The 10,160-nt window shown below is 51.1% G+C and carries 13 protein-coding genes and 1 pseudogene; 8 read left to right on the top strand and 6 right to left on the bottom strand.

Annotated elements, in window-relative coordinates:
• Positions 1–4 precede the first annotated feature (4 nt).
• Positions 5–430 (top strand): Zn(2+)-responsive transcriptional regulator, encoded by a 426-nt coding sequence (zntR, locus tag ACLJPE_RS22950; protein WP_000285585.1) that lies wholly within the window; start codon positions 5–7, stop codon positions 428–430.
• A gap of 57 nt (positions 431–487) precedes the next feature.
• Positions 488–691, top strand: a pseudogene (locus tag ACLJPE_RS22955) (alternative ribosome-rescue factor A); the annotation flags it as partial.
• 1 nt (position 692) lies between these two features.
• Here ACLJPE_RS22955 and mscL read toward each other — a convergent pair.
• The 5 genes from mscL to def all read right to left on the bottom strand — a co-directional run bounded on the left by mscL (position 693) and on the right by def (position 5,458).
• The gene (gene mscL / locus ACLJPE_RS22960; RefSeq protein ID WP_000008119.1) at positions 693–1,106 is read right to left on the bottom strand and encodes a large-conductance mechanosensitive channel protein MscL; all 414 of its coding nucleotides are present in this window, start codon (positions 1,104–1,106) and stop codon (positions 693–695) included.
• Positions 1,107–1,246: 140 nt separating this feature from the next.
• Positions 1,247–2,623 (bottom strand): Trk system potassium transporter TrkA, encoded by a 1,377-nt coding sequence (trkA, locus tag ACLJPE_RS22965; protein ID WP_000691374.1) that lies wholly within the window; start codon positions 2,621–2,623, stop codon positions 1,247–1,249.
• Positions 2,624–2,644: 21 nt separating this feature from the next.
• Positions 2,645–3,934, bottom strand: coding sequence for a 16S rRNA (cytosine(967)-C(5))-methyltransferase RsmB (gene rsmB / locus ACLJPE_RS22970; protein WP_023229223.1), 1,290 nt, complete (start codon positions 3,932–3,934; stop codon positions 2,645–2,647).
• A 51-nt stretch (positions 3,935–3,985) separates the two neighbouring features.
• Positions 3,986–4,933, bottom strand: coding sequence for a methionyl-tRNA formyltransferase (gene fmt, locus ACLJPE_RS22975; protein ID WP_001285165.1), 948 nt, complete (start codon positions 4,931–4,933; stop codon positions 3,986–3,988).
• A 15-nt stretch (positions 4,934–4,948) separates the two neighbouring features.
• A complete protein-coding gene (gene def, locus ACLJPE_RS22980; protein ID WP_000114987.1) occupies positions 4,949–5,458 on the bottom strand; it encodes a peptide deformylase in 510 nt (169 codons plus the stop codon).
• A gap of 131 nt (positions 5,459–5,589) precedes the next feature.
• On the opposite strand from def, the gene dprA reads away from it, so the two are divergent.
• From dprA to ACLJPE_RS23010, 6 genes are read left to right on the top strand one after another with little or no spacing between them, the layout of a single operon-like run.
• Positions 5,590–6,714 (top strand): DNA-protecting protein DprA, encoded by a 1,125-nt coding sequence (dprA, locus tag ACLJPE_RS22985; RefSeq protein WP_023229225.1) that lies wholly within the window; start codon positions 5,590–5,592, stop codon positions 6,712–6,714.
• Positions 6,686–7,159, top strand: a complete 474-nt coding sequence (gene smg / locus ACLJPE_RS22990) for a DUF494 family protein Smg (protein ID WP_000460663.1) — start codon at positions 6,686–6,688, stop codon at positions 7,157–7,159. The genes dprA and smg overlap by 29 nt, the downstream gene beginning before the upstream one ends.
• A 26-nt stretch (positions 7,160–7,185) precedes the next feature.
• A complete protein-coding gene (locus ACLJPE_RS22995) occupies positions 7,186–7,728 on the top strand; it encodes a type I DNA topoisomerase (protein WP_001129712.1) in 543 nt (180 codons plus the stop codon).
• A gap of 4 nt (positions 7,729–7,732) precedes the next feature.
• Positions 7,733–8,305 carry an L-threonylcarbamoyladenylate synthase type 1 TsaC gene (tsaC, locus tag ACLJPE_RS23000; RefSeq protein ID WP_001063621.1) on the top strand — a complete coding sequence of 191 codons (573 nt, stop codon included), beginning with the start codon at positions 7,733–7,735 and terminating at the stop codon, positions 8,303–8,305.
• 4 nt (positions 8,306–8,309) lie between these two features.
• The gene (aroE, locus tag ACLJPE_RS23005) at positions 8,310–9,128 is read left to right on the top strand and encodes a shikimate dehydrogenase (RefSeq protein ID WP_000451207.1); all 819 of its coding nucleotides are present in this window, start codon (positions 8,310–8,312) and stop codon (positions 9,126–9,128) included.
• A complete protein-coding gene (locus ACLJPE_RS23010) occupies positions 9,125–9,382 on the top strand; it encodes a DUF1488 domain-containing protein (RefSeq protein WP_001070577.1) in 258 nt (85 codons plus the stop codon). Before aroE ends, ACLJPE_RS23010 begins: the two co-directional genes overlap by 4 nt.
• Here ACLJPE_RS23010 and ACLJPE_RS23015 read toward each other — a convergent pair.
• Positions 9,358–9,912, bottom strand: coding sequence for a gamma carbonic anhydrase family protein (locus tag ACLJPE_RS23015; RefSeq protein ID WP_001285635.1), 555 nt, complete (start codon positions 9,910–9,912; stop codon positions 9,358–9,360). The two genes, ACLJPE_RS23010 and ACLJPE_RS23015, sit on opposite strands and share 25 nt — an antisense overlap.
• Positions 9,913–10,160: the final 248 nt, after the last annotated feature.

The following is a 10,160-nucleotide window of genomic DNA, read 5'->3' on the forward strand; positions in this document are numbered from 1 at the left end:
TTGTATGTATCGCATTGGTGAGCTGGCAAAGCTGGCAGACGTAACGCCTGATACCATTCGCTACTATGAAAAACAACAGATGATGGATCATGAGGTACGTACTGAAGGCGGGTTTCGTCTATATACCGAAAACGATCTGCAGCGTCTCAAGTTTATTCGTTATGCGCGGCAGTTAGGTTTCACGCTCGACTCGATCCGCGAACTTTTATCGATCCGAATTGATCCTGAGCACCATACCTGTCAGGAGTCAAAAAGTATTGTGCAAGAGCGATTGCAGGAGGTTGAAGCCAGGATTGCGGAACTGCAAACGATGCAGCGTTCGTTACAAAGGCTTAATGATGCTTGTTGCGGAACGGCCCACAGTAGCGTCTATTGTTCCATTCTGGAAGCCCTGGAGCAGGGGGCCAGTGGAGCGAAATCAGGATGTTGATTTATTGAACCGGCGGGGCTACACTCGCGCCGTTAATTTATACAATCGGGAGACATTATGAGTCGTTATCAACATAAGAAAGGGCAGATAAAGGACAATGCCATTGAGGCATTACTGCATGATCCACTGTTCAGGCAACGCGTTGAAAAAAATAAGAAAGGCAAAGGAAGTTATCTGCGTAAAGGTAAACACGGTAATCGAGGGAACTGGGAGGCCAGTGGCAAGAAAGTAAGTGACTTTTTTACCACTGGCCTTCTGCTTATTAAGAACGGTTATTTTGTTCTTTCAGCAGATCGCGGATTTCGCCCAATAACACTTCCTCTTTAGAAGGCGCTGGCGGAGCTGCCGGCTCTTCTGCTTTTTTACGGTTGAGTCTGTTGATAAGCTTAATGGCAACAAAGATAGCAAAGGCCACAATCACAAAATCAAATACGTTCTGGATAAACACGCCGTAATGCATGACGACCGCCGGAATATCTCCCTGCGCTTCGCGTAACGTAAAAGCAAATTGTTTAAAGTCGATCCCGCCGATTAACAATCCCAACGGCGGCATAATGATATCGGCAACCAGTGAAGAAACAATCTTACCGAATGCCGCGCCAATAATGACACCCACTGCCAAATCCACAACATTCCCGCGCATCGCGAATTCGCGAAATTCTTTAATAAAACTCATTTTTATTCTCCCTATGCAGCTGACGTTATAAGTTTAACAAATGCTAAGGCATTTTCCATTTACGGCTTCTGTTTAGCGAAATAAATTAAACCTTGATAAATAAAGGGAATTAAAAAGGGCGCTGAATGAGCGCCCTTAAATTAGAGGAAGAAAGGACTTGGCTGGAACAGACGTTCGACGTCGGTAATAAACTTTTTATCGGTCAAAAACATAATGACGTGATCGCCTTGTTCAATGCGCAAATTGTCATTAGCAATCATGACATCATTACCGCGAACGACCGCGCCAATAATGGTGCCTGGCGGCAGTTTAATTTCGTCAATGACGCGGCCAACCACGCGGGAAGTGCTTTCATCGCCGTGCGCGACGGCTTCGATGGCTTCGGCAACCCCGCGACGTAGTGAGGAAACGCCGACGATATCTGCTTTACGCACATGGCTCAGTAATGCAGAGATGGTGGCCTGCTGCGGAGAAATCGCAATATCTATAACGCTACCCTGCACAAGATCGACATAAGCGCGGCGTTGGATCAACACCATCACTTTCTTGGCGCCCATCCGCTTAGCCAACATCGCGGACATGATATTGGCTTCATCATCGTTAGTGACCGCGATAAAGAGATCGACCTGATCAATATGCTCCTCCGCCAGCAATTCCTGATCGGAAGCGTCGCCAAAAAAGACGATCGTGTTTTGCAGTTTCTCAGCCAGTTCTGCGGCGCGTTGTTGATCGCGTTCGATCAATTTAACGCTATAGTCTTTTTCCAGACGCCTTGCCAGCCCGGCGCCGATATTGCCGCCGCCCACCAGCATGATGCGCTTGTAGGGTTTTTCCAGACGCTGTAATTCGCTCATTACTGCACGGATATGCTGTGAAGCCGCAATAAAGAAGACTTCATCCCCTGCTTCCACGATAGTCGAGCCCTGAGGACGGATTGGTCTGTCATGGCGGAAAATTGCGGCAACGCGGGTATCGATATGCGGCATATGCTCTCGCATTGTCGAGAGCGCGTTACCTATTAGTGGACCGCCATAGTAGGCTTTTACTACTGCCAGACTGACTTTCCCTTCGGCAAAGTTTACAACCTGTAATGCTCCTGGATACTCGATCAGACGATAAATATTATCGATAACCAACTGCTCCGGCGCTATCAGATGATCAATCGGAACCGCTTCAGAATGAAAGAGTTTATCCGCATCGCGAACATAGTCCGGGGAGCGAATGCGGGCGATACGGTTTGGAGTGTTGAAGAGTGAATAGGCTACCTGACAGGCAACCATATTAGTTTCATCTGAACTGGTGACAGCGACCAGCATATCCGCATCGTCAGCGCCCGCTTCGCGCAACACGCGGGGATGCGAACCATGCCCCTGAACTACGCGTAGATCGAACTTATCTTGCAAACTGCGTAACCGTTCGCCGTTGGTATCAACCACCGTGATGTCGTTGTTTTCGCCGACCAGGTTTTCCGCCAGTGTTCCGCCAACTTGCCCTGCGCCCAGTATGATAATTTTCATCAGTCGTGGCCCGTTATCTCATCACTTCTTGATTAGCTTAGCGTAAAAGAACCCATCACCTTCTTCGCCGCCCGGCAGATTTTGCTGTCCTGGCTGATCAGGTGTTCCCGTTTCGCTGAGCGCGGCATCGGGAGTGCGTTGCAAAAAGGCTTTGATCTGATCGCGGTTTTCTTCCGGCAGTACGGAGCAGGTGGCGTAAACCAGCGTCCCGCCGGGCTTCAGGCGCGGCCAGACGGCATCAAGAATTTCCGCCTGTAATTGCGCCAGTTCCGCGATATCGCGATCGCGACGCAGCCATTTGATATCTGGATGACGGCGAATGACGCCGGTTGCGGAGCAGGGCGCATCCAGCAGAATACGGTCAAACTGCTGCTCGCCGCACCATTGGGCGGGATAACGCCCATCCCCTTGTTTAACTGTCGCTTTCATCCCAAGACGCTTTAGGTTGTCGTAAACGCGGGAGAGCCGTTGTTCATCAATATCAACCGCCAACACGTCTGCTTCAGGGGCCACTTCGAGAATATGCGTGGTTTTACCGCCGGGCGCGGCGCACAAGTCTAAAATGTGCTCACCGTTCTGAGGAGCGAGAAAAACCGCACATCCCTGCGCAGAGGCATCCTGGACAGTTACCCAACCCTCAGCAAAACCGGGTAAAGCATGTACCGGAGCTGGCGTCTCCAGACGTACAGCGTCGGGATAATCGGGATGCGGATATCCCTTCATGCCTGCGTCTTCAAGTAAGCCAAGCCAACCGTCGCGAGTGTGGTGTGTACGATTTACACGTAGCCACATCGGTGGACGCTGGTTATTCGCTTCAATAATGTGTTGCCACTGTGTGGGGTAAGCATTTTGCAAACGCTTTACCAGCCAACCTGGATGTAAAAAGCGCGCATCGCTGGTCGCAAACTCATTAAGCAACGTTTCCTGCTGGCGCTGGAACTGGCGCAGGACGCCGTTAATTAACCCTTTCAACTGCGGACGTTTGATGGCGACCGCGCCTTCAACGGTTTCAGCCAGCGCCGCATGGGGAGGGACGCGGGTGTACAGCAACTGATAAAAGCCGACCATAATTAAGTAATGCACAGTACGCTGCTTGCCGGTCATTGGACGAGACATCAGCTTATTGATCAGCCATTCCAGCTGTGAAAGAGTTCGCAGGACGCCAAAGCACAGCTCCTGAAGTAGCGCTTTGTCTTTATCGGCGACTTTTTGTTGCAGCGGCGGGAGCACATTACTTAATGATTGTCCCTGCTCGACGACCTGTTCAACGGCCTGTGCTGCCAGACTACGTAAATTGTTTTGTTTTTTCATATGTATAAAATAAAAATGCCCGGTAACACCGGGCTTATAAAGACGTGACCGTCAGGCAAGACGGTTACCAGGAATAAACCATTCCCGGCGTGAATTTAACAGATCCTGGGCGCTCATCGCTTTTTTGCCGGCAGGCTGAAGCGAAAGCAAATTTAATATCCCCTTGCCTGTTGCAACCTGAATGCCCTGTTTCGTCGCGGCCAGAATGGTTCCCGGCAGCGACTGCGTGGCGTCCTCAATGACGGACGCCTGCCAGACTTTTACCGGCTGGCCGTCGATTTCCAGCCAGCTCATTGGCCACGGATTAAAGGCGCGAATGCAACGCTCCAGCTGTGCTGCGGAAAGAGACCAGTCAATACGCGCTTCTTCTTTACTGAGCTTTTCCGCATGAGTGACCAGCGCTTCATTCTGCGCTTCAGGCGTCGCTGTGCCGTCCGCCAGTTGTTTTAGTGTGGTAATTAACCCCTGCGGGCCAAGTTCAGCCAACTTATTATACAGTGAGCCACTGGTATCTTCTGCGGTAATCGGGCACGCAAGTTTATACAGCATGTCGCCGGTATCCAGCCCTACATCCATCTGCATAATTGTGACGCCGGTTTCCGCATCGCCTGCCCAGAGTGAGCGCTGAATAGGCGCCGCGCCGCGCCAGCGTGGAAGCAGCGAACCGTGAACGTTGATACATCCGAGACGGGGCATATCCAGCACTGCCTTTGGGAGAATCAGACCATATGCTACGACAACCATGACGTCGGCATGTAAGTCAGCAACCAGATGCTGGTTTTCCTGAGGACGAAGCGACACGGGCTGGAAAACGGGCAGGCCTTTTTCTTCCGCCAGCACTTTTACCGGGCTGGGCATCAACTTTTTGCCGCGACCTGCTGGACGATCGGGTTGGGTAAATACGCCGACAACGTTATGTCCAGAAGTTAACAGCGCGTCGAGATGACGCGCTGCAAAGTCAGGTGTACCCGCAAAAATAATACGTAGTGAATCTGACACGTTGGTTCTTGTCCTTTAAGCCCGGGCGTTCAGGCGGTCGAGTTTTTCTACTTTCTGACGAATACGTTGTTGCTTCAGCGGCGACAAATAATCGATAAACAGTTTACCGACCAGGTGATCCATCTCATGCTGAATGCAGATTGCCAGTAAACCATCCGCTTCAAGCTCAAACGGGTTGCCGTCGCGATCCAGCGCGCGGATTTTCACTTTCTCGGCGCGCGGCACTAAAGCGCGCTGTTCCGGAATCGACAGACAGCCTTCTTCTATACCCGTTTCGCCACTTTTCTCCAGCAATTCCGGGTTAATGAGTACCAGGCGCTCGTCGCGGTTTTCCGAAACGTCAATCACGATGATCCGCTGGTGGATATCGACCTGCGTTGCGGCCAGACCGATACCTTCTTCCGCGTACATCGTTTCGAACATATCATCGACGATACGCTGAATTTCTGCATTCACTTCTTCAACCGGCTTTGCGACTTTGCGAAGGCGCTCGTCCGGAATATGTAACACTTGCAAAACTGACATAATTATCCAGAGTTGTGTTCAGGAGTTGAAAAGATTATTACCTCTATTCTAGACAAATCCCCACCTGATTGACAGCATCAGTGACCAATCGCAAAGATTGTTCAGACTGCTTGTGGCAGGGGAGGGAAAGGATGGCCCGTACCGAAATTTGGTTACGTTTAATGTACGTCGGCGACCTTTATGGCGAGGCGATGTTGAACATGGCGAATTCGCTTATTCGCCAGCCTCAGATAAATCGCACGCACCTTCAGGAGGCAGGTCTTACCGTGCGGCAGGCTGAACGTTTTTTACAGCTTCCAGCAGGTGTGCTTGATGAGACATTACGCTGGCTTGAACTACCGCAGCACCATTTTCTGTGTGCGGATAGTGAGATTTATCCTCCCCAACTGCGTGCTATTGACGATTATCCCGGCGCTATTTTTATTGACGGCGATCCTGCCTGTCTGCATACCTGCCAACTTGCCGTCGTAGGAAGCCGGAGCCACTCCTGGTATGGAGAACGCTGGGGACGTCTGCTTTGCGAAAGCCTTGCGAAAAGCGGTTTGACGATCACCAGCGGCCTTGCCCGGGGAATTGATGGCGTAGCACACAACGCCGCGGTGAGTATGGGGGGAAAAAGTGTAGCGGTGTTAGGGAGTGGCTTGGCAAAGATTTATCCTCGCCGACATGCCATGCTGGCTGAAAACGTGATTGCCACCGGCGGCGCAGTGGTCTCAGAATTTCCGCTTTCAACGCCTCCGCTACCGCAACATTTTCCTCGCAGAAACCGTATCATCAGCGGACTGAGCAAAGGCGTGCTGGTAATCGAGGCGGCGTTGCGCAGCGGTTCGTTGGTGACGGCGCGCTGCGCGCTTGAACAGGGGCGGGACGTTTTTGCATTACCAGGTCCTATCGGTAGTCCGGGAAGCGAAGGCACGCACTGGTTAATTAAACAAGGGGCTACGCTTGTGACGACGCCGGAGGATATTCTGGAAAATTTGCAATACGGCTTACACTGGTTGCCAACTACGGCGGAAAATTCACTTTATTCACTAAATCAGGATGAGGCGGCATTGCCATTTCCTGAGCTCCTGGCTAACGTAGGAGATGAGGTAACACCTGTTGACGTCGTCGCTGAACGTGCCGGCCAACCTGTGCCAGCGGTAGTGGCTCAGCTACTCGAACTGGAGTTAGCAGGATGGATCGCAGCTGTACCCGGCGGCTATGTCCGATTAAGGAGGGCAAGCCATGTTCGACGTACTAATGTATTTGTTTGAAACATACATCCATAACGAAGCCGAGCTGCGCGTGGATCAGGACAGACTGGAGCGTGATCTCACCGACGCTGGGTTTGATCGCGAAGACATCTACAATGCGCTGCTGTGGCTGGAAAAACTCGCTGACTATCAAGATGGCCTCGCGGAACCCATGCAACTTGCTTCCGACCCTCTTTCAATGCGCATTTATACGGTTGAAGAGTGTGAAAGGCTTGATGCCAGTTGCCGGGGGTTCCTGTTATTCCTTGAGCAGATTCAGGTGCTAAACCTCGAAACACGAGAAATGGTGATTGAGCGTGTGCTGGCGCTGGATACCGCAGAGTTTGACCTGGAAGACTTGAAATGGGTTATTTTGATGGTGTTATTCAACATTCCGGGCTGTGAAAACGCCTATCAGCAAATGGAAGAATTACTCTTTGAGGTAAATGAAGGTATGCTGCATTGATAGGTGTTAATGCTGCATGAGTGAATATGGCTAAATCAGCACTGTTTTCGGTGCGTAAAAATGAGCCCTGCCCGCAGTGCGGGGCCGAACTGGTCATTCGTTCCGGGAAACATGGTCCGTTTCTCGGCTGTTCTCGCTATCCAGAATGCGATTACGTTCGTCCGCTGAAAAGTCAGGCGGACGGACATATCGTTAAAATTCTGGAGGGGCAACCGTGCCCTGAGTGTGGCGCCGTGCTGGTGCTGCGTCAGGGGCGCTTTGGCATGTTCATCGGATGCAGTCAGTATCCGCAATGTGAACATACAGTGGTTATTGATAAACCGGATGAAACGGCGATTGCCTGTCCAGCCTGCCAGCAAGGACATTTGGTCCAGCGCCGTTCTCGTTACGGTAAAATCTTTCATTCCTGCGATCGCTACCCGGAATGTCAGTTCGTCATTAACTTCACACCGGTTGCGGGGGAATGCCCCGAGTGCCATTATCCGCTACTCATCGAAAAGAAAACCGCGCAGGGCGTGAAGCGCTTTTGCGCCAGTAAACAATGTGGAAAGCCGGTTCCGGTGGAATAAACAAGTGAATAATAACCTGCCAACAGGATCTATCGTCGCAGCGGTAGATCTCCTGAATAAAGAAAATGTCATCGCTTATCCAACAGAAGCCGTTTTCGGCGTCGGCTGCGATCCCGATAGTGAAACAGCCGTTACGCGCCTGCTGGCGTTAAAACAACGGCCCGTCGATAAGGGACTCATTTTGATTGCCGCCAGCTTTGAGCAGTTAAAACCTTATATTGATGACAGCATACTTACCGCCGCACAGCGTAAAGCGGTATTTGATTGCTGGCCCGGGCCGGTAACGTTTGTTTTTCCTGCGCCCGCGACAACGCCGCGTTGGCTCACGGGACGTTTTGATTCCCTGGCCGTTCGTGTTACCAACCACCCGCTGGTGGTCGCGCTATGCAATGCGTATGGCAAACCGCTGGTTTCCACCAGCGCCAATCTGAGCGGATTACCGCCATGTCGTACCGTTGAAGAGGTACGTGCGCAATTTGGCGATGATTTTCCGGTGGTTGAAGGCGCAACGGGTGGGCGTTTAAATCCTTCAGAAATTCGCGATGCTCTGACGGGCGAACTGTTTCGACAGGGGTAATATGATGGAAACCTATGCTGTTTTTGGAAATCCGATTGCTCACAGCAAATCGCCATTTATTCATCAGCAGTTTGCTCAGCAGCTAGATATTGTTCACCCCTATGGTCGCGTGCTGGCCCCTATTAATAATTTCATTAATACGCTTGATGCCTTTTTCGCGGCAGGGGGAAAAGGCGCAAACATCACAGTACCTTTTAAAGAGGAGGCGTTTGCGCGATCGGATGAGTTAACGGAACGAGCATCGCTGGCGGGAGCAGTCAATACATTAAAGCGGCTGGAAGATGGTCGTTTGCTTGGCGACAATACTGACGGTATCGGTTTATTAAGCGATCTCAAACGGTTAAATTTTATCCGCCCAGGATGGCGTATTTTGCTGATTGGCGCGGGCGGCGCATCCCGGGGCGTGCTGTTACCTCTGCTTTCTTTGGATTGCGCGGTCACTATCACTAACCGTACAGCTTCACGTGCCGAAGCGTTGGCGAAAATCTTTGCTCATACCGGCAGCGTTCATGCCACGGATATGGACAAGCTGCATGGTTGTGAGTTTGACCTGATTATTAATGCGACCTCCAGCGGCATACGGGGCGAAATCCCGGCGATTCCGGCGTCACTTATTCACCCTTCCCTCTGTTGCTATGACATGTTCTATCAAAAAGGGAATACGCCATTTCTCTCCTGGTGTGTACAACAGGGCGCAAAACGATACGCAGATGGGCTGGGAATGCTGGTGGGGCAGGCTGCACATGCCGTTTTGCTTTGGCACGGTGTATTACCGCAGGTCGAGCCAGTGATTGAGCTGCTACAGCAGGAATTATTAGCGTGAACCAGGCCATACAATTTCCTGACCGCGAAGAATGGGATACTGCCGCCAGCGCTGTCATCTTTCCCGCCATGGTCAATGGGATGCAACTCACGTGTGCAATAAAAAAAGATGTACTGGCGTATCGCTTTGGTGGAGAAACAGCGGAGCAATGGCTGGCCATTTTTCGTGAGTATCGCTGGGACCTGGAAGAAGAGGCTGAAGCATTAATCCTGGCCCAGCAGGAAGACGATCACGGTTGGATATGGTTATCCTGAGAAAGATAGTCGTCTTTCCATTTTACATAGTTATTGGCGGAGTACTGCAGGCCCGATCTCTCAGCATCGCTTAGGGGGCGGATCTGTTTTACCGGACTGCCAAGATATAAATAGCCGCTTTCCAGCCGTTTGTGCTGCGGCACCAGGCTTCCCGCGCCAATCATTACGTCATCTTCTATTATCGCGCCATCCAGCACAATGGAGCCCATACCGACCAGTACGCGGTTACCGATGGTACAGCCGTGCAGCATAACTTTATGGCCAACGGTAACATCTTCGCCAATGATTAATGGGTTGCCGTGTGGATTGGATGGAGACTTGTGGGTTACGTGAAGAACGCTGCCATCCTGAATGTTCGTACGAGCCCCTATCGCAACGTAATTCACATCGCCGCGAATCACCACAAGCGGCCAGATCCCGACATCATCTGCCAGACGGACATCGCCAATAACCACGCTGCTGGTATCGATCATCACGCGCTGACCGATTTCAGGAAAAAGATCCTTATAAGGACGTAATGTGTCAGACATGTCTACCTCATCATAAATGAATAGTCATGAAGACTTTGGTTGCTTTAACGGCGTTGTGCAAGGGGAGATAGCATCAAAAAATCGCCACTTTGCGCAGGAATGGAGCGAAAGGGATGAAAAATCAACAAACAGAAAAAAAGATCCAAAAAACGCTTGTGCAAAAAAATGGGATCCCTATAATGCGCCTCCATCGACACGGCGGATGTGAATCACTTCACACAAACAGCCGGTCGGTTGAAGAGAAAAAT

This window comes from Salmonella sp. SAL04196 (assembly GCF_046550835.1).
In the GTDB taxonomy this organism is placed as follows: domain Bacteria; phylum Pseudomonadota; class Gammaproteobacteria; order Enterobacterales; family Enterobacteriaceae; genus Salmonella; species Salmonella enterica.